Source organism: Klebsiella sp. EMBS2024, from assembly GCF_036233805.1.
Classification (GTDB): Bacteria; Pseudomonadota; Gammaproteobacteria; order Enterobacterales; family Enterobacteriaceae; genus Klebsiella; species Klebsiella pneumoniae.
The window spans coordinates 4,562,351-4,581,516 of record NZ_JAZARW010000001.1 but is presented as its reverse complement, the minus strand read 5'-3'; the positions used below and the strand labels follow the sequence as shown (position 1 = coordinate 4,581,516).

The window sequence follows — 19,166 nt, the reverse complement described above, 5'->3', positions numbered from 1 at the left end:
TTACTCTTCTTTTGCACCGCGCATCGCGCGTTTACGGTCGTTCTCGGTCAGGTGACGTTTACGGATACGGATAGAGGTCGGAGTAACTTCTACCAGTTCGTCGTCATCGATGAACTCCAGAGCCTGCTCCAGGGTCATCTTAACCGGCGGAACCAGAACCGTGGCTTCGTCAGTACCAGACGCACGCATGTTGGTCAGTTTCTTACCGGTCAGGCAGTTTACCGTCAGGTCGTTGGAACGGCTGTGAATACCGATGATCTGGCCTTCGTAAACTTCAGCGCCGTGGCCGAGGAACAGCTTACCGCGATCCTGCAGACCGAACAGCGCGAACGCTACCGCTTTACCCTGACCGTTGGAGATCAGTACGCCGTTGTTACGCTGGCCCACTTCGCCCGGACGAACGTCGTCGTAGTGGCTGAAGGTGGAGTACAGCAGACCGGTACCGGAGGTCATGGTCATGAACTCTGAACGGAAGCCGATCAGACCGCGGCTTGGGATCACGTAGTCGAGACGTACGCGGCCTTTACCGTCCGGATTCATGTTTTTCAGGTCGCCTTTACGCTCGCCCAGCGCCTGCATGACAGAACCCTGGTGCTGCTCTTCGACGTCCAGCGTCACGTTCTCGAACGGCTCTTGTTTACGGCCGTCGATTTCGCGGAAGATAACTTTCGGACGGGAAACCGCCATCTCGAAACCTTCACGACGCATGTTTTCAATCAGAACGGACAGGTGCAGTTCACCACGGCCGGAAACGCGGAACGCATCAGCGTCTTCGGTTTCTTCAACGCGCAGCGCCACGTTGTGCACCAGCTCTTTATTCAGACGGTCCAGGATCTGGCGAGAGGTAACGAACTTACCTTCTTTACCGCAGAACGGAGAGGTGTTGACGTTGAAGAACATGGAAACGGTCGGCTCATCAACGGACAGGGCCGGCAGCGCTTCGACATTCTGCGGGTCGCAGATGGTGTCGGAGATGTTCAGCTCGCCCAGACCGGTGATCGCGATGATGTCGCCAGCTTCAGCTACGTCGCTCTCAATTCGCTCCAGACCCAGGTGAGTCAGTACCTTACCGACTTTACCGTTACGGGTTTTGCCTTCGCTATCGATGATAGTGACCTGCTGGTTCGGCTTCACTTTACCGCGCTTGATGCGGCCGATGCCGATAACACCAACGTAGTTGTTGTAGTCCAGCTGGGAGATCTGCATCTGCAGCGGACCGTCAAGATCAACGTCCGGCGCCGGCACGCGATCGACAATCGCCTGGTACAGCGGGGTCATGTCGTCAGCCATGTCTTCGTGATCCAGACCCGCGATACCGTTCAGCGCGGACGCGTAAACGATCGGGAAGTCCAGCTGTTCGTCGGTCGCATCGAGGTTAACGAACAGGTCGAACACCTGATCGACAACCCAGTCCGGACGCGCGCCCGGGCGGTCAACTTTGTTGATGACCACGATCGGCTTCAGACCGTGGGCAAAAGCTTTTTTGGTCACGAAGCGCGTTTGCGGCATCGGGCCATCAAAGGCATCTACCACCAGCAGCACAGAGTCAACCATGGACATAACACGCTCAACTTCACCTCCGAAGTCGGCGTGCCCTGGGGTATCAACGATGTTGATACGGTAATCATTCCATTTGATTGCGGTGTTTTTCGCGAGGATGGTAATCCCACGCTCTTTCTCCAAATCGTTGGAGTCCATCACACGTTCTTGTGCTTCAGTACGTGCGTCGAACGTACCGGATTGCTGTAGCAGCTTGTCAACCAGGGTAGTTTTACCATGGTCAACGTGCGCGATGATGGCGATATTACGCAGATTTTCGATCACAACTTTGCCTCAGGCATTAGAAATAGCGCGTTATTGTACACGTATTAAGCGAAGGACTGAACAGGATCACAAACATCCTCCGCAAACAAGTATTGCAGAGTTTCTTTGTGACCGCTTTCACGGAGCGATAAAAGGGCACCGTAACAAAAATTGCACCAAAATGGTGCTCAATGTTCACACTGAAGCACTATTTTGGTGCATTATCTCCATCATGGTGCAGTCCTTTTGCACTATGGTGCGCATGATACAGCGTTTTATGGGGCATTTAAAAGTTGGCACAGATTTCGCTTTATATTTTTTAAGGCAACAACGCCACTTTTAAGCAGTATGAAGTTTTCGTTACCACGACGACAATGACCAATCCGGGAGAGTTTAAGTATGTCCGCTGAACACGTTTTGACGATGCTGAACGAGCACGAAGTGAAGTTTGTCGATCTGCGCTTCACCGATACCAAAGGTAAAGAACAGCACGTCACGATTCCGTCTCATCAGGTAAATGCCGAATTCTTCGAAGAAGGCAAAATGTTTGATGGCTCCTCGATTGGTGGCTGGAAAGGTATCAACGAATCTGACATGGTCCTGATGCCGGACGCGTCCACCGCGGTCATTGACCCGTTCTACGAAGAACCGACCCTGATCATCCGCTGCGATATCCTCGAGCCAGGCACTCTGCAGGGCTATGACCGTGACCCGCGCTCCATCGCGAAACGCGCTGAAGAGTACCTGCGCGCCACCGGCATCGCTGATACCGTCCTGTTCGGGCCAGAACCAGAATTCTTCCTGTTCGACGACATCCGTTTTGGCGCCTCTATCTCCGGCTCCCATGTCGCGATCGATGACATTGAAGGTGCGTGGAACTCCTCCACCAAATACGAAGGCGGTAACAAAGGTCACCGTCCGGGCGTGAAAGGGGGTTACTTCCCGGTTCCGCCAGTAGACTCTTCTCAGGACATCCGTTCCACCATGTGTATGATCATGGAAGAGATGGGTCTGGTTGTTGAAGCCCATCACCATGAAGTAGCAACCGCAGGTCAGAACGAAGTGGCAACCCGCTTCAATACCATGACCAAAAAAGCGGATGAAATTCAGATTTACAAATACGTTGTTCACAACGTCGCTCACCGCTTTGGTAAAACCGCGACCTTTATGCCGAAACCGATGTTCGGCGACAACGGCTCCGGCATGCACTGCCATATGTCTCTGGCGAAAAACGGTACCAACCTGTTCTCCGGCGACAAATACGCCGGTCTGTCTGAGCAGGCGCTGTTCTACATCGGCGGCGTAATCAAACACGCTAAAGCCATCAACGCCCTGGCGAACCCGACCACCAACTCCTACAAGCGTCTGGTCCCGGGTTACGAAGCGCCGGTTATGCTGGCTTACTCTGCCCGTAACCGCTCTGCCTCTATCCGTATTCCGGTGGTGACCTCTCCGAAAGCGCGTCGTATCGAAGTGCGCTTCCCGGACCCGGCTGCCAACCCGTACCTGTGCTTTGCGGCGCTGCTGATGGCTGGCCTTGATGGTATCAAGAACAAAATCCATCCGGGCGAAGCAATGGATAAAAACCTGTATGACCTGCCGCCGGAAGAAGCGAAAGAGATCCCGCAGGTTGCCGGTTCTCTGGAAGAAGCCCTGCAGGCCCTGGATGCTGATCGCGAGTTCCTGACCGCTGGCGGCGTGTTCACCAATGACGCTATCGATGCCTACATCGCCCTGCGTATGGAAGAGAACGACCGCGTACGCATGACTCCGCATCCGGTTGAGTTCGAACTGTACTACAGCGTCTAATTTTGCTGTAAATCCAGGGTATGTCGTGTTGTGGCGCGAGATGCCCGGGATATTTTGTTGCCGTGGAAACTTTCAGCCCATCTCAGGATGGGCTTTTTTCTCCACCAACACGCTGATCTCGCGAGCTTTTTACCGATAAAAAGCTATACTGCACTAAATTGGTGCACTCATTTTCAGGAGACTGTCGAATGGCAACAGGCACACTGCCCGATGCTGGGCAGATCCTTAACTCCCTTATCAACAGTATTTTACTGGTCGATGATGACCTGGCGGTGCACTTTGCCAACCCTGCGGCGCAGCAGCTGCTGGCGCAGAGCTCGCGCAAACTGTTTGGCACCCCATTACCTGAACTGTTGAGCTATTTTTCGTTGAATATCGGGCTGATGCAGGAGAGTCTGCAGGCGGGCCAGGGGTTTACCGATAACGAAGTGACGTTGGTTATCGATGGCCGTTCGCACATCCTGTCGTTGACCGCCCAGCGGCTGCCGGAAGGCTTTATTCTGCTGGAAATGGCGCCGATGGATAATCAGCGCCGCCTGAGCCAGGAGCAGCTGCAGCATGCGCAGCAGGTCGCCGCTCGCGACCTCGTCCGCGGCCTGGCGCATGAGATAAAAAACCCGTTAGGCGGCCTGCGCGGCGCGGCCCAGCTGCTCAGCAAAGCGCTGCCCGATCCGGCGCTAACGGAATATACCAAAGTGATCATTGAGCAGGCCGACCGGCTAAGAAATCTGGTCGACCGCCTGCTCGGACCACAGCATCCGGGCATGCACGTTACCGAAAGCATCCACAAAGTCGCCGAACGGGTAGTTAAACTGGTTTCCATGGAGTTGCCGGACAACGTGAAGTTGATCCGCGATTACGACCCCAGCCTACCAGAGCTACCCCACGACCCGGATCAAATTGAACAGGTGTTGCTGAACATCGTCCGTAATGCGCTGCAGGCGCTGGGGCCGGAAGGGGGCGAAATTATTCTTCGCACCCGCACCGCTTTCCAGCTGACGCTGCACGGGGTGCGTTATCGCCTCGCCGCCCGCATCGACGTTGAAGATAATGGCCCGGGTATTCCGCCCCATCTCCAGGATACGCTGTTCTATCCGATGGTCAGCGGCCGCGAAGGCGGTACCGGCCTGGGCTTATCTATCGCCCGTAGCCTTATCGATCAGCACTCCGGCAAAATTGAATTCACCAGCTGGCCGGGTCATACCGAATTTTCGGTATACCTGCCTATTCGGAAGTAGAGGTGTTTATGCAACGAGGGATAGCCTGGATCGTTGATGACGATAGCTCCATCCGCTGGGTGCTTGAACGCGCGCTCACCGGAGCCGGCTTGAGCTGCACAACGTTCGAAAGCGGCAATGAGGTGCTAGATGCCCTCACCACCAAAACCCCGGATGTACTGCTGTCAGATATCCGTATGCCGGGAATGGATGGTCTGGCGCTGCTCAAACAGATTAAGCAGCGCCATCCAATGCTTCCGGTCATCATAATGACCGCGCATTCCGATCTGGACGCCGCGGTCAGCGCTTATCAGCAGGGCGCGTTTGATTATTTGCCCAAACCTTTTGATATCGATGAAGCCGTCGCCCTCGTCGACCGGGCGATAAGCCACTATCAAGAGCAGCAGCAGCCGCGAAATGCGCCGATAAGTAGCCCAACCGCCGACATCATCGGCGAAGCGCCAGCTATGCAGGATGTCTTTCGCATTATTGGCCGCCTGTCGCGCTCATCCATCAGCGTGCTGATCAATGGCGAATCCGGTACCGGTAAAGAACTTGTCGCACATGCCCTGCATCGCCATAGTCCGCGCTCAAAAGCGCCGTTTATCGCGCTGAATATGGCGGCGATCCCCAAGGACCTGATTGAGTCCGAGCTGTTCGGCCATGAAAAAGGAGCCTTTACCGGCGCCAATACCGTCCGTCAGGGTCGCTTTGAACAGGCTGACGGCGGTACGCTGTTCCTGGATGAAATTGGCGATATGCCGCTTGATGTCCAGACTCGTCTGCTGCGCGTGCTGGCGGATGGCCAGTTTTATCGCGTGGGCGGTTACGCGCCGGTCAAGGTCGATGTGCGGATCATCGCCGCCACCCACCAGAACCTGGAACAGCGCGTGCAGGAGGGGAAATTTCGTGAAGATTTGTTCCACCGCCTGAACGTCATCCGGGTGCATTTACCACCGCTGCGCGAGCGCCGGGAAGATATTCCACGCCTGGCCCGCCATTTTCTGCAGATAGCCGCCCGCGAGCTCGGCGTTGAAGCCAAACAGCTGCATCCGGAAACGGAGACAGCGCTGACCCGCCTGGCGTGGCCAGGCAACGTCCGTCAGCTGGAAAACACCTGTCGCTGGCTCACCGTCATGGCCGCCGGCCAGGAGGTGCTGACGCAGGATCTGCCGAGCGAACTGTTTGAGACCACGATTCCTGATAGCCCAACGCAGATGCAGCCTGACAGCTGGGCGACGCTGCTGGGTCAGTGGGCCGATCGGGCGTTGCGATCCGGTCATCAAAACCTGCTCTCAGAAGCGCAACCCGAAATGGAGCGCACGCTGCTAACGACCGCCCTGCGCCATACTCAGGGGCACAAACAGGAGGCTGCGCGCCTGCTGGGATGGGGACGTAATACCCTGACGCGTAAGCTAAAAGAGTTGGGTATGGAGTAGGGTTCAACAGCATGATGAAAAATAGCCGATCGGCGCAAAGTGCTGCTATTTTGTACTTTACTGTTCCGATGAGTTGAGTATGATCGTCCCCGGCATTAGGGGAGAGCATCATGTTTGAATCACTGGTGAGTATGATATCGAGCGGCGCCGCTGCGAGTCACACGCCACAAACGGCAGTCGCTGCCGTGCTGTGCGCTGCGCTGGTCGGGCTGTTCAGCTAATTGTTCCCCCTCTCCTGCGGGAGAGGGGGAAAACATTAAATAACCCGTGAGAACTGCTGCATCCGGGCCTTTTGCCGTAGGTAGGCATCAAAGCACATACAGATGTTGCGGATCAGCAGGCGACCTTTCGCCGTCACCTGAATGACCTTATCATCCACAGCCACCAGCCCGTCATGCGCCAGCGGCGCCAGCAGCTTCAGATCCTCGGCGAAATAAGACGCAAAATCCACGTCCCACTGCGCCTCGACCGCCGCGATAACCAGCTGGAAGTTACAGATCAACGCCTTAATCACGTCGCGACGCAGACAGTCATCGCGAGTTAACGCGATCCCGCGCCACAGGGCGTTCCCTTGCTCTGCTACCTGCTGGTAGTACTGCTTGAGCTCTTTTTGGTTCTGGGCGTAGCTGTCGCCAATCATGCTGATCGCCGAAACGCCCATCCCCAGCAGATCGGTATCGCCCTGAGTGGTGTAGCCCTGGAAATTACGATGCAGTACGCCGTGACGTTGCGCGACCGCTAATTCATCATCGGGACGGGCGAAATGGTCCATGCCGATAAACTGATAGCCTGCCGTCGTCAGCGAGCCGATGGTTTCCTGCAGGATCTCCAGCTTCTGCTCAGCTGAGGGCAGATCGGCATCTTTAATCTTCCGCTGAGCGGCAAAGAGCGTGGGCAGATGCGCATAGTTAAACACGCTCAGGCGGTCAGGATTGAGCTCGGCGACCTTTTGCAGGGTAAAGGCGAAGCTCTCCGGCGTTTGCTTCGGCAGGCCATAAATGAGGTCGATATTGGTCGAGGTAAAACCAATCTCCCGCGCATGGTTGAGCAAATCAAAGATGAACGCTTCGTCCTGCTCACGGTTAACCAGACGCTGAACCTCTTTATTGAAGTCCTGTACGCCCATACTCAGGCGGTTGAAACCCTCAGCGCGTAAATGATCGAGGACATCCAGCTCGATTTCACGCGGATCGACCTCAATGGAGATCTCGGCTTCCGCGCTGAAATGGAAATGGCTGCGCAACAGATCCATCAGGCGACTGATTTGCGACTTATTGAGATAAGTTGGCGTGCCGCCCCCCCAGTGCAGTTGCTTCACCTGGCGAGTGGCAAACAGCGGCGCGCGGTGGATGATCTCCTGTTCAAGGACATCGAGATATTGATCGGCCTTATGCTGCTGGCGGGTGACTATCTTATTGCAGCCGCAGAAATAACACAGCTTATGGCAAAACGGGATATGCACGTACAGCGACAGGGGACGCTGTGGGTAACGGGCCACAGCGGCATCGAATTCCGCCGCGCCAAATTGCGGTGAAAACTCCAGCGCGGTGGGATACGAGGTATAGCGCGGCCCGGAATAGTTATATTTCTGGATCAGGGCCAGATCCCAGTCGATTATCTGCTCAGACATGCTCACTCCTTCCGATGGTGCCGCCGACGGGTACGCCGTCCCGGCCCCACCGCACCGCGGGTCATGAGCCGGTTGCGCAGCCATTTCTGACGCCGCGACAACCGTTGTAGTTTAACGAATAACCACAGCAGATAACATATAACCAGAAGGGTTATAAGGAGTACCGGGAATCCGATGGGATGCAAATGTTAGTTTCCACCCTTCAGCAGACGCATCATATCTTCCTGACGCTCTTCCTCTTCTTCATCTTCATCATCGTAAGAGAGGCCGAGCTGCTGCATCAGCTCATCAATGCGATCCAGTTTGGCGTCCACCCAGCTCTGCTCTTCAGCATTAAGGGTGCCGCCCTCTTCCAGACGTTCCAGCAGCGCGTCCAGGCGCTCATCATTCTCCAGCAACTCCAGCTCAGCCTGCGGTGAAAGCATAGGTTTCTCGCTCTTTGGTTTATGCTGCTTGGGGGCTGGAGCGCTGCTTTCGCTCACGCCCAGCGGGATCGGTTTTTTGCTACCCACGCGCGGATCTTGCGCCTGACGCTGTTTTTTACCCGCTGAAGCCGCATCGCCGCCGTTCGCGCGACTGCCTGCCGCGTGGCCACGATGTTTCTTCTGCCGTTTGCGATCGCGAGCTTCCTGATTTAACTCTTCACGCGACTTGCGGCCGGATTTGCCACGGGTGGCGGATGTCGGTTTTTTCATGATGTGTAATCTTCAGACAGTAGTATTCAGTATAGAATTGAGGCGGAATCTAGCAGAAAGCAAGCAAAGAAAAAAGGCGACAGATTACTCTGTCGCCTTTTTCCTCACTGACCACCCTTAACGGGCTCTTCTTTCCCTGTTCGCTAACGACTCACCCTGTCTTTCCCTTAGCGTCCAACGGTCCCTGTTTCTTCCTTTTCCCTGTAAAACGTCTCCAAGACGCGCGTCATCCTGACTATCCTGTGGTCTTCGCCTCCTGGCGCTTCCTGACTCCTCGTCCTGAGTCCTAATCCTTTCAGCATCCCCGCCGTTGTGTATTACTTTACCTTGTTGACAAAAATCGACAACCAGTCTGGCAGTTAAAAATCTATTTTCAGAATTCTCTATTTCTATAATTAATTAATTTTCAACACTTTAAATATGTTTTTTCTTATTTTCCTCAGGTATGTCCTATACAAAGAATAGTCAATGTCTCACAAACCATATGGTTTTTACTTACAGGAACGGCGTGCGGTAAAAACAGCCTTTTTCTGCTGTTCAGGTATAATCCCTGCCATAGCCTGTTTTAACGGAGACGACCGTCTTGACCAACTGGAATTATCAACTGACGCACTTTGTCACTAGCGCGCCAGATATCCGCCATCTTCCTGCCGATACCGGTATTGAAGTGGCGTTCGCCGGCCGCTCCAACGCGGGAAAATCCAGCGCGCTGAATACGCTGACTAATCAGAAGAACCTGGCGCGTACCTCCAAAACCCCGGGGCGTACGCAGCTGATTAACCTGTTCGAAGTCGCTGAGGGCAAGCGCCTTGTCGACCTGCCCGGCTATGGTTATGCGCAAGTACCCGAAGAGATGAAGATCAAGTGGCAGCGCGCGCTGGGGGAATACCTGGAAAAACGTCTGTGCCTGAAGGGTCTCGTGGTGCTGATGGACATACGTCATCCGCTTAAAGATCTCGATCAGCAGATGATCGAATGGGCGGTAGAGAGCGATATTCAGGTGCTGGTACTGCTCACCAAAGCCGATAAGCTCGCCAGCGGCGCGCGTAAAGCGCAAGTGAATATGGTGCGTGAAGCGGTACTGGCCTTCAATGGCGATGTCCAGGTTGAACCCTTCTCTTCGCTGAAAAAATCTGGCGTCGATAAGCTGCGACAGAAGCTGGATAGCTGGTTTAACGAAATCCCGCCGCAAGAAGCCGTCGAAGACGCCGAGTAACCCCCGCTTTTTCCGGATAACGGCGCGTAGCGCCCTATCCGGACGTTCATACTACGTTGTTTTCACAGCCTAAAACTTTTCTTTCGCGCAATAAAAAACGCCCCGGTCATAAATGACCGGGGCGGCTAAAATATTCAGCCAAATCCGATTACGTGAAGTAAAAGGTCTGAAAGATAGAACATCTTACCTCTGTACCCTACGCGAATAACTTTACTCTTCTTTCGCTCACGGATAAAGCATTTTTTGTAGTTTTTTTTCACTATTTACATAGCAAATTCAAATGATCCTCACAAAACTCTATAAGTTATGTTGCTTACTTACAGAAAATCGCATTGCGCTTAGTATACTTAGTGCGCTTGATCCCAGTTTTCGCCGCTGCCCACTTCCACCAGCAACGGTACCGCCAGCGTAGTGCTGTTCTCCATCAGTTCGTGGATCTTTTTCGATACGGCATCGAGCTCATCCTTATGCACTTCAAAGACCAGTTCATCGTGAACCTGCATGATCATCCGCACGCGAGGTTTCTCGCTCCGCAGCCATTCATCAACGGCAATCATCGCCCGCTTGATAATATCCGCAGCCGTCCCCTGCATCGGGGCGTTAATCGCCGCACGCTCCGCGCCGGCACGACGAGCGCCATTGCTGGACTTGATATCCGGCAAATAGAGTCGACGGCCATCCAGCGTTTCAACATACCCTTGCTCCTTCGCCTGTGCGCGGGTGCGCTCCATATACTCCAGGACGCCCGGATAACGTTCGAAATAAAGATCCATGTACTTCTGCGCTTCTTTACGCGGGATGTTCAGCTGGCGGGCCAGGCCAAAGGCGCTCATGCCGTAGATCAGACCGAAGTTGATGGCTTTCGCACTGCGCCGCTGTTCGCTGCTGACGCTGTCCAGCGGTAAGCCAAATACTTCAGCCGCCGTCGCCCGGTGAATATCCTTCCCTTCCGCGAAGGCGGTCAGCAGGCCTTTATCCCGCGACAGGTGCGCCATAATGCGCAGCTCGATTTGCGAGTAGTCCGCCGAGACAATGACGTAATCTTCCGGCGCGATAAACGCCTGGCGAATACGGCGCCCTTCTTCGTTACGCACCGGAATGTTTTGCAGGTTTGGATCGGTAGACGACAAACGGCCGGTGGCGGTGACCGCCTGATGATAGGAGGTATGCACGCGGCCCGTTTTGGGGTTAATCATCAGCGGCAGCTTATCGGTATAGGTCGACTTCAGCTTCGCCAGCCCACGATACTCCAGAATCACTTTCGGCAACGGATAATCGAGCGCCAGCTCTTCCAGCACCTCTTCAGAGGTGGACGGCGCACCGCCCGGCGTCTTCTTCAGCGGCTTGATACCCTGTTTTTCAAACAGGATCGTTTGCAGCTGTTTGGTGGAGGAGAGATTAAACGCTTCCCCGGCGATCTCATGTGCTCGCTGCTCCAGCTCAACCAGGCGCTGGGCAATTTCCTGCGAGTGCGCATGCAGCACGGCGGGGTCGATTTTAACGCCGTTGCGCTCAACGCGAGACAGCACCGGCACCAGCGGCATTTCAATATGCTGGAAGATATTCAGCGGGCCTTCATGCTGCTGTAGCTTCGGCCACATCTTCAGATGCAGCTGGAGCGTAACGTCGGCATCTTCCGCCGCGTAGCGACCAGCCTCTTCCAGCGCAATCTGGTTAAAGGTGAGCTGATTCTTACCCTTGCCAGCGATCTCTTCGAAGGTAATGGTTTTATGTTTCAGCCAGCGGTCGGAAAGACTGTCCATATCGTGGCGGCCCGCCACGCTGTCGAGAATGTAAGACTCGAGCATGGTATCGAACGCAATCCCGCGCAGCTCAATGTCGTAATTAGCCAAAATGCCGCGATCGTATTTGAGATTTTGCCCGACCTTGAGCACCTTCTCATCCTCCAGCAGCGGTTTAAGCAGCGCCAGCACGCGCTCGCGCGGGATCTGATCCGGCGCATCAAGATAATCATGCGCTACCGGGACATAGGCGGCCACGCCTGGCTCAACAGCGAATGAAAGACCAACCATGTTGGCGGAGATGTTATCCAGGCTGTCGGTTTCCGTATCAAAGGCAAAGAGCGGCGCCTGCTTCAGCTTATCGATCCAGGTGAGCAGCGTAGCCTCATCAAGGATAGTGACATAATGCTCTGCTGAAAGTGCAGTAGCGGCTTCAACCTCTTCTTCCGCTTCTGCCGCTGCTGCAGGCACTGCAGGTTTCGCAGCCGGTTTGCCCCCCTTAGCCTGCAGCCATTTTCCGGCCTCAACGTCGGTGGTCCAGCGCTTAAATTCATACTGTCTGAACAGCGCCAGCAGATCGTCTGCCGCCGGCGGCTGCACCTCCAGCTCTTCGCAGGTGAGCTCCAGCTCGACGTCGGTTTTGATGGTCGCCAGCTGATAAGAGAGATAAGCCACGTCCTTGTTCTGCTCGAGCTTCGCCGCCATCGTTTTCGCGCCGCGGAAGCTCAGTTCAGCGATCTTCTCCGGTTCCGCATACAGCGTATCAAGACCGCCGAGGCCTTGCAGCAGCGCCTGGGCGGTCTTTTCGCCCACGCCCGGCACGCCGGGAATGTTATCCGAGGAGTCGCCCATCAGCGCCAGGAAATCAATAATCAGCTCCGGCGGGACGCCGTACTTAGTAACCACCTCATCCGGTCCGAGGATAGTGTTGGTCATGGTATTGATCAGGGTGATGCCCGGCGTCACCAGCTGGGCCATGTCTTTATCGCCGGTGCTGATCAGGACTGGGCGACCTGCCCTTTCCGCTTCCCGCGCCAGGGTGCCAATCACATCGTCAGCTTCGACGCCCGGGACAGCCATCAGCGGCAGCCCCATCGCTTTCACCATCTTATGCAACGGCTCAATCTGCGCGCGCAGATCGTCCGGCATCGGCGGGCGGTGAGATTTGTAATGCTCGAACAATTCATCACGGAAGGTTTTCCCTTTCGCATCAAAGACCACGACGGCATGAGTCGGTTGATACTGCAGTATCAAACTGCGCAGCATATTCAGTACGCCGTACATAGCCCCGGTGGGCTCCCCTGCGCTGTTAGTCAGCGGCGGAAACGCATGATACGCCCGATAAAGATAGGAGGAGCCGTCAACGAGGATGAGAGGGTTTTCTGGGATCTGAACCATAATTTCCGTGCCTGTTTATCAGATTATGGATAAAGGATGCCACAGACGGGCATGAAATCCTGAATTTTTCCCGCAATTCGCGGAAAAGATTCAACGATCGTCGCGATCGCGCGACAACTTAGCTTGTGGATAACTTTGTGCATAGTTTTACAACGTCAGCTTATCCGCCCCTGAAAATAAATGAATAAATAGTATTATTTACTATTTATCAACCACTTAAAAACAGATCAACGATCCTGGCATTAATTTGATGACCTAATCTTCCATGTGGATAGAAGATCCTTGTTTTTTTCTGTTCTGGTAAGACCCGTCATTTGCCGCGTTTTCTGGTAAAATCAGCCTCTTGCGCAGCTTAAAGGCGCTCTTTGTCAGCCTAACTTTCTGAATAAACTAACTATGTCGAGATTACTCGCTGCGATAACACTTCCGCTGAGTATCGCCTTAACCATCTTAGTCACCATTATCTGCTCTGTACCGATCATCGTCGCCGGGCTGATTAAACTGCTGGTCCCCATTCCAGCGGTATGGCGCTCTATATCCGTTTTTTGCAATTTTATGATGTACTGCTGGTGCGAAGGGCTGGCGCTGCTGTTGCATCTCAATCCCTGGCTAAAATGGGACGTCCAGGGTCTGGAAGGCCTGAACAAAAAGAACTGGTATCTGCTGATCAGCAACCACCACAGCTGGGCAGACATCGTGGTGCTGTGCGTGCTGTTCCGCAAGCATATTCCGATGAATAAGTACTTCCTTAAACAACAGCTGGCGTGGGTACCCTTCATTGGCCTCGCCTGCTGGGCGCTGGATATGCCTTTTATGCGCCGCTACTCGCGCAGCTATCTTATTCGTCACCCGGAGCGCCGCGGTAAAGATGTCGAAACCACCCGCCGTTCGTGTGAAAAATTTCGCGCGCATCCGACGACTATCGTCAATTTTGTAGAAGGCTCGCGTTTTACCGAAGAAAAAAAGCGCGAAACGCGCTCTCCTTACCACAACCTGTTACCGCCGAAAGCCGCTGGTATCGCCATGGCGCTCAACGTACTCGGTTCGCAGTTCGATAAACTGCTGAACGTCACGCTGTGCTACCCGGATAATCATACAAGACCATTTTACGATATGTTAAGCGGCCGCCTGACGCGCATTGTGGTCCGTATCAATCTGGTCCCTATTGGCGAAGAGCTGCACGGCGATTACGTTAACGATAAGAACTTTAAGCGCAGCTTCCAGCGCTGGCTGAATGGCCTATGGGAAGAGAAAGACCGTCAGTTGACTGACATCATGCGGGACAAAGAACGGTAGCTATTGCAAAACAGATAAAGTAACGCCGGTCAGTGACCGGCGTTTTTTTATTTCTTCTCTACCAGTTGCTTCACGGTATCCGCATACTGAGCGACGAAGACATCCATATTGCTGGTGTCCATCCCCTGCGGATTCAGCTGGTATTTACCATTAACATACATAGCCGGTACGCCCTGCAGCTGCAGATCGGCTGCCGCTTTCTCTTGCTGAGCGACCAGAGATTTCACCACGAAGCTATTCCATGCGGCATCGTAGTCTTCCCCTTTCACGCCAGCGTCGACAAACACTTTACGAATGTCAGCCACACTCTGCACAGTCTGGTTTTTCTGCACGGCTTCGAACATCGGCGCAGTAATTTTGTCTTCAACGCCCAGCGCGATGGCCACCGCCCATGCCTGCGTCAGATCCTTGCCCAGCGGACCCAGGAACTCAACGTGGTATTTGNTCATTTTAGTGCCTTCCGGCAGTTTCTGGCGCACATTGTCAGAGACATGCAGCACTTCTTCAAACTGGTAGCAGTGCGGGCAGTAGAACGAAAAGAACTCGAGCACCTGCGGCTCGCCAGCAATAGGCTTATCAAGGGTGATGTACTGCTTGCCGTCGGTGATCTGGGCAGCGGATGCACTAAAAGCCAGAATCATACCAGCCAGCGCCAGCCAAACTTTTTTCATGATTTACTCTCTCCTGGATATATCACATTAATACATTGGCGTTAACTGAAGCGGGGGTTCCTGTAGAACCTTCACCTGCTCAAGAAAAGTCGACGTCTGCCCCCGCCAGTAATCCTCCCCGGTTAACCAGGGGAAATTGACCGGGAAAGCGGGATCGTCCCAGCGTCTGAGCAACCACGCCAGATAATAAACCAGTCGCATAGCGCGTAAAGGTTCAATCAGCGCGATTTCATCGCTGTTAAAGGGGCTGAATTCCTCATAGGCCTCGACAATAGTCTCCAGCTGCATACGCTGTTCAGCCTTATCGCCGTTGAGCAGCATCCACAGATCCTGAATCGCCGGGCCGGTGCGCGCATCGTCTAAGTCGACAAACAGTGGTCCGTCGCGCCAGAGGATATTACCGGCATGGCAGTCACCGTGCAGGCGCAACGTGTTCCCGCGGCCGTGCCATTGCTCCATGACGGCAGCAATGAGTTTATCGGTCGCCTTCAGGAAATCGGCCTTCAGGCCAGAGGGGATCAGCGTCGCCTGCTCAAACACCTGACGCGGTTCCAGCAGGTACTCCTGCACGCCAATTTCCGGGCGGGCAGTAAAGCGCTGTTTGCGGCCAGTCTGGTGCAGGCGCCCCAGGTAGCGGCCAACCCATTCCATCTGATCAAGGTTATCCGCTTCGAACTGACGACCGCCAAGGCTTGGGAAAACGGCAAAGTAGAATCCCTGATGCTGATGAAGCGTGCTGTCATTAAATAAGAGCGGCGCAGCAACGGGCACTTCATCTTCTACAAGCTGAAGCGCAAACTGGTGTTCTTCAAGGATCTGTTCTGCGGACCAGCGCTCAGGACGATAGAACTTTACCACATAGCGATGGCGCTCTTCGTCCTGGAACTGATAAACGCGGTTCTCATAGCTGTTTAGCGGGGTGAGACCGGAGTCCACCCGCATACCCAGATCGAATAACCCATCGATAATGGTATCCGGGCGAAGCGTCTGAAAAGTAAAAGCCTTATCGTGCATCCTGACATCCGATAATCGTACGAATAGTTCAGGATATCATCTCATTGCACTTTACGCGGTAGCGCTTACAACCTTTTACTCTTTTATTACCCCGCGGGCGCGCAGCAGCGCGGTTTTAAAATCCTCTTCATAATCCTTCTGAATACCCGGGATGACAGCATCTTTGGAAGAGTCGCGCATCTTCAGGTGATAGATCAGAATATCGTCGGAAAGATCGCTCAGTTCGCCATCATAGCCGGCCTCTTTCGCCAGCTTCTGCAAAAATTGCATCAGGTTCAGTTCAGGCTCTTTTTGCCAGGCTGGCTGGAGGAGTTCAATTACTTCATTCAGACGTTTACATTTCATGGTCATGCTCCTTACTCTTGATAGGGACAAGTTAACAGGGTCAATCCCACAATGAAAGAGGCGATATTCATATGCAAAGCGAGGCGATAACCGGCGTCGTGCTGGCGGGCGGCAGGGCCACGCGGATGGGCGGCATTGATAAAGGATTACAGGCGCTAAATGGTCGCCCTCTCTGGCGACACGTCGCGGAAGCATTAGCCCCGCAGGTAGATGAGTTAGTCATTAGCGCCAATCGTCATCTTGAACAGTGGCGTGCCAGCGGATATCCGGTCTTTCGAGACATACAGGAGGGTTATCAGGGGCCGCTGGCCGGAATGCTTGCTGTGATGCAGCAGGTCGCGAGCCCATGGTTTGTTTTTTGCCCCTGCGACACGCCGTTCATTCCGTCCTTTTTGGTGGAGCGCTTTATCCAGCAGAGAGGGGACGCACCGGTCGTTTGGGCCCATGACGGCGAACGGGATCATCCTGCCGTTGCATTAGTTCATCGTCAAATCATTCCGGAACTGGAGGCTTATCTGGCACATGGAGAGCGCAGGGTGATGGTTTTTATGCGACAAATGGGTGGGCGCCCGGTGAATTTCAGCGATGTGAAAACTGCTTTCATTAATGTAAATACGCTCGAAGATTTGCAGCAGATGCAGGAGCCATCATGATCCCATTACTGGCGATCGCCGCATGGAGCGGTACCGGAAAAACAACATTATTAAAGCGTCTTATCCCTGAGCTTTGCGCTCTAGGATTACGCCCGGGACTGATAAAGCACACCCATCATGATATGGACGTGGATAAGCCGGGCAAAGATAGCTATGAACTGCGTAAGGCGGGCGCTGCGCAAACTATTGTCGCCAGCGAACAGCGGTGGGCATTGATGACCGAGACGCCAGAGAAGCCGGAATTAGATCTCACATGGCTGGTCAGTCGAATGGATGCCAGCAAACTGGACCTGGTTTTAGTGGAGGGGTTCAAACATGAATCCGTGCCGAAGATCCTGCTTTTTCGGCAAAACAGCGGCCATCGTGTAGAAGAGCTGGTAATTGATGAGCATACCATCGCCGTGGCCAGCGATGTATCGATCGCGACCTCACTTCCGCTGCTGGATTTAAATGATGTACCACAGATCGCGACATTTATTGTGAGTTGGTTAGAGAGGCAATAGTCATTTATCGACGGTGATATAGGAGGGATTTTCCCGGAGGCGGTGCTGCGCACCTTGTCCGGCCACAGGGACGTAGCCCCGNNNNGGATCCGTAGCCCCGGNAAGCGCAGCGCCACCGGGGNGNCATGCCGGCACGCTGGCCGGACGACAGAAACGCAAAAAGCCCATCCGNCAGGATGGGCTCTTNACTTGTTTGATGCCTGGCAGTTTATGGCGGGCGTCCTGCCCGCCACCCTCCGGGCCGTTGCTGCGCAACGTTCAAATCCGCTCCCGGCGGATTTGTCCTACTCTGGAGAGCGCTCANCGACAAACAACAGATAAAACAAAAAGCCCGGTCTTTCGACCGGGCTTTCTGCTTTATTTGATGCCTGGCAGTTCCCTACTCTCACATGGGGAGACCCCACACTACCATCGGCGCTACGGCGTTTCACTTCTGAGTTCGGCATGGGGTCAGGTGGGACCACCGCGCTAGTGCCGCCAGGCAAATTCTGTTTTATCAACACGTCTTACCGACGTATCGATTAATCTGTATCAGAGCTGAAAATTCTCTCAAATCGCCAAAACATCTTCGGCGTTGTAAGGTTAAGCCTCACGGTTCATTAGTACCGGTTAGCTCAACGCATCGCTGCGCTTACACACCCGGCCTATCAACGTCATCGTCTTTAACGTTCCTTCAGGAGACTTAAAGTCTCAGGGAGAACTCATCTCGGGGCAAGTTTCGTGCTTAGATGCTTTCAGCACTTATCTCTTCCGCATTTAGCTACCGGGCAGTGCCATTGGCATGACAACCCGAACACCAGTGATGCGTCCACTCCGGTCCTCTCGTACTAGGAGCAGCCCCCCTCAATTCTCCAGCGCCCACGGCAGATAGGGACCGAACTGTCTCACGACGTTCTAAACCCAGCTCGCGTACCACTTTAAATGGCGAACAGCCATACCCTTGGGACCTACTTCAGCCCCAGGATGTGATGAGCCGACATCGAGGTGCCAAACACCGCCGTCGATATGAACTCTTGGGCGGTATCAGCCTGTTATCCCCGGAGTACCTTTTATCCGTTGAGCGATGGCCCTTCCATTCAGAACCACCGGATCACTATGACCTGCTTTCGCACCTGCTCGCGCCGTCACGCTCGCAGTCAAGCTAGCTTATGCCATTGCACTAACCTCCTGATGTCCGACCAGGATTAGCTAACCTTCGTGCTCCTCCGTTACGCTTTGGGAGGAGACCGCCCCAGTCAAACTACCCACCAGACACTGTCCGCAACCCCGGTAAGGGGCCAACGTTAGAACATCAAACATTAAAGGGTGGTATTTCAAGGTTGGCTCCACGCAGACTGGCGTCCACGCTTCAAAGCCTCCCACCTATCCTACACATCAAGGCTCAATGTTCAGTGTCAAGCTATAGTAAAGGTTCACGGGGTCTTTCCGTCTTGCCGCGGGTACACTGCATCTTCACAGCGAGTTCAATTTCACTGAGTCTCGGGTGGAGACAGCCTGGCCATCATTACGCCATTCGTGCAGGTCGGAACTTACCCGACAAGGAATTTCGCTACCTTAGGACCGTTATAGTTACGGCCGCCGTTTACCGGGGCTTCGATCAAGAGCTTCTCCTTACGGATAACCCCATCAATTAACCTTCCGGCACCGGGCAGGCGTCACACCGTATACGTCCACTTTCGTGTTTGCACAGTGCTGTGTTTTTAATAAACAGTTGCAGCCAGCTGGTATCTTCGAC

The 19,166-nt window shown here is 54.1% G+C and carries 16 protein-coding genes and 2 rRNA genes (1 of these 18 cut by a window edge); 8 read left to right on the top strand and 10 right to left on the bottom strand.

What is annotated here, in order from left to right; translation table 11 throughout:
* On the bottom strand, window positions 1-1,824 hold the full coding sequence (gene typA, locus VZP09_RS20965; RefSeq protein WP_002882755.1) for a ribosome-dependent GTPase TypA: 1,824 nt from the start codon (window positions 1,822-1,824) through the stop codon (window positions 1-3).
* A gap of 378 nt (window positions 1,825-2,202) precedes the next feature.
* On the opposite strand from typA, the gene glnA reads away from it, so the two are divergent.
* From glnA to VZP09_RS20945, 4 genes are all read left to right on the top strand, one after another.
* On the top strand, window positions 2,203-3,612 hold the full coding sequence (gene glnA, locus VZP09_RS20960; RefSeq protein ID WP_002882753.1) for a glutamate--ammonia ligase: 1,410 nt from the start codon (window positions 2,203-2,205) through the stop codon (window positions 3,610-3,612).
* A 188-nt stretch (window positions 3,613-3,800) separates the two neighbouring features.
* On the top strand, window positions 3,801-4,850 hold the full coding sequence (glnL, locus tag VZP09_RS20955; protein WP_004146229.1) for a nitrogen regulation protein NR(II): 1,050 nt from the start codon (window positions 3,801-3,803) through the stop codon (window positions 4,848-4,850).
* 8 nt (window positions 4,851-4,858) lie between these two features.
* Complete coding sequence (gene glnG, locus VZP09_RS20950) at window positions 4,859-6,268, top strand: nitrogen regulation protein NR(I) (RefSeq protein WP_002882749.1); 1,410 nt, start codon at window positions 4,859-4,861, stop codon at window positions 6,266-6,268.
* A 110-nt stretch (window positions 6,269-6,378) separates the two neighbouring features.
* Window positions 6,379-6,489: a YshB family small membrane protein gene (locus tag VZP09_RS20945; protein WP_004152951.1), complete on the top strand. Its 111-nt coding sequence runs from the start codon at window positions 6,379-6,381 to the stop codon at window positions 6,487-6,489.
* 35 nt (window positions 6,490-6,524) lie between these two features.
* Here VZP09_RS20945 and hemN read toward each other — a convergent pair whose 3' ends face one another.
* Window positions 6,525-7,898 carry an oxygen-independent coproporphyrinogen III oxidase gene (gene hemN / locus VZP09_RS20940; protein WP_328795389.1) on the bottom strand — a complete coding sequence of 458 codons (1,374 nt, stop codon included), beginning with the start codon at window positions 7,896-7,898 and terminating at the stop codon, window positions 6,525-6,527.
* 188 nt (window positions 7,899-8,086) lie between these two features.
* Window positions 8,087-8,593 carry a Der GTPase-activating protein YihI gene (gene yihI, locus VZP09_RS20935; protein WP_002882743.1) on the bottom strand — a complete coding sequence of 169 codons (507 nt, stop codon included), beginning with the start codon at window positions 8,591-8,593 and terminating at the stop codon, window positions 8,087-8,089.
* Window positions 8,594-9,176: 583 nt separating this feature from the next.
* On the opposite strand from yihI, the gene yihA reads away from it, so the two are divergent.
* Entirely contained in the window at window positions 9,177-9,809 is a 633-nt protein-coding gene (gene yihA / locus VZP09_RS20930) for a ribosome biogenesis GTP-binding protein YihA/YsxC (protein WP_002882734.1), read from the top strand.
* 134 nt (window positions 9,810-9,943) lie between these two features.
* Here yihA and VZP09_RS24895 read toward each other — a convergent pair whose 3' ends face one another.
* Both VZP09_RS24895 and polA read right to left on the bottom strand, forming a co-directional pair.
* Window positions 9,944-9,991, bottom strand: coding sequence for a spot 42 RNA, inhibition of DNA synthesis (locus tag VZP09_RS24895; RefSeq protein WP_071892919.1), 48 nt, complete (start codon window positions 9,989-9,991; stop codon window positions 9,944-9,946).
* 165 nt (window positions 9,992-10,156) lie between these two features.
* The gene (polA, locus tag VZP09_RS20925; protein ID WP_004187174.1) at window positions 10,157-12,949 is read right to left on the bottom strand and encodes a DNA polymerase I; all 2,793 of its coding nucleotides are present in this window, start codon (window positions 12,947-12,949) and stop codon (window positions 10,157-10,159) included.
* A gap of 396 nt (window positions 12,950-13,345) precedes the next feature.
* On the opposite strand from polA, the gene VZP09_RS20920 reads away from it, so the two are divergent.
* On the top strand, window positions 13,346-14,245 hold the full coding sequence (locus VZP09_RS20920; RefSeq protein WP_004150336.1) for an acyltransferase: 900 nt from the start codon (window positions 13,346-13,348) through the stop codon (window positions 14,243-14,245).
* A gap of 47 nt (window positions 14,246-14,292) precedes the next feature.
* Here the strand turns inward: VZP09_RS20920 and dsbA are convergent, their stop codons facing one another.
* The 3 genes from dsbA to VZP09_RS20905 form a co-directional block, all read right to left on the bottom strand.
* Window positions 14,293-14,916 (bottom strand): thiol:disulfide interchange protein DsbA, encoded by a 624-nt coding sequence (gene dsbA, locus VZP09_RS20915; protein ID WP_328795388.1) that lies wholly within the window; start codon window positions 14,914-14,916, stop codon window positions 14,293-14,295.
* Window positions 14,917-14,943: 27 nt separating this feature from the next.
* Complete coding sequence (locus VZP09_RS20910; protein ID WP_004187940.1) at window positions 14,944-15,930, bottom strand: serine/threonine protein kinase; 987 nt, start codon at window positions 15,928-15,930, stop codon at window positions 14,944-14,946.
* A gap of 75 nt (window positions 15,931-16,005) precedes the next feature.
* Complete coding sequence (locus tag VZP09_RS20905) at window positions 16,006-16,275, bottom strand: YihD family protein (protein ID WP_002882612.1); 270 nt, start codon at window positions 16,273-16,275, stop codon at window positions 16,006-16,008.
* A gap of 71 nt (window positions 16,276-16,346) precedes the next feature.
* Between VZP09_RS20905 and mobA the strand changes: the two genes are divergently transcribed.
* Window positions 16,347-16,928, top strand: a complete 582-nt coding sequence (gene mobA / locus VZP09_RS20900; RefSeq protein WP_004178039.1) for a molybdenum cofactor guanylyltransferase MobA — start codon at window positions 16,347-16,349, stop codon at window positions 16,926-16,928.
* A complete protein-coding gene (mobB, locus tag VZP09_RS20895; RefSeq protein ID WP_021314529.1) occupies window positions 16,925-17,431 on the top strand; it encodes a molybdopterin-guanine dinucleotide biosynthesis protein MobB in 507 nt (168 codons plus the stop codon). The genes mobA and mobB overlap by 4 nt, the downstream gene beginning before the upstream one ends.
* A 366-nt stretch (window positions 17,432-17,797) precedes the next feature.
* Here the strand turns inward: mobB and rrf are convergent.
* Both rrf and VZP09_RS24890 read right to left on the bottom strand, forming a co-directional pair.
* Window positions 17,798-17,913 (bottom strand): 5S ribosomal RNA (gene rrf, locus VZP09_RS20890).
* A 96-nt stretch (window positions 17,914-18,009) separates the two neighbouring features.
* Window positions 18,010-19,166 (bottom strand): 23S ribosomal RNA (locus tag VZP09_RS24890) (it continues 1,745 nt past the right edge of the window).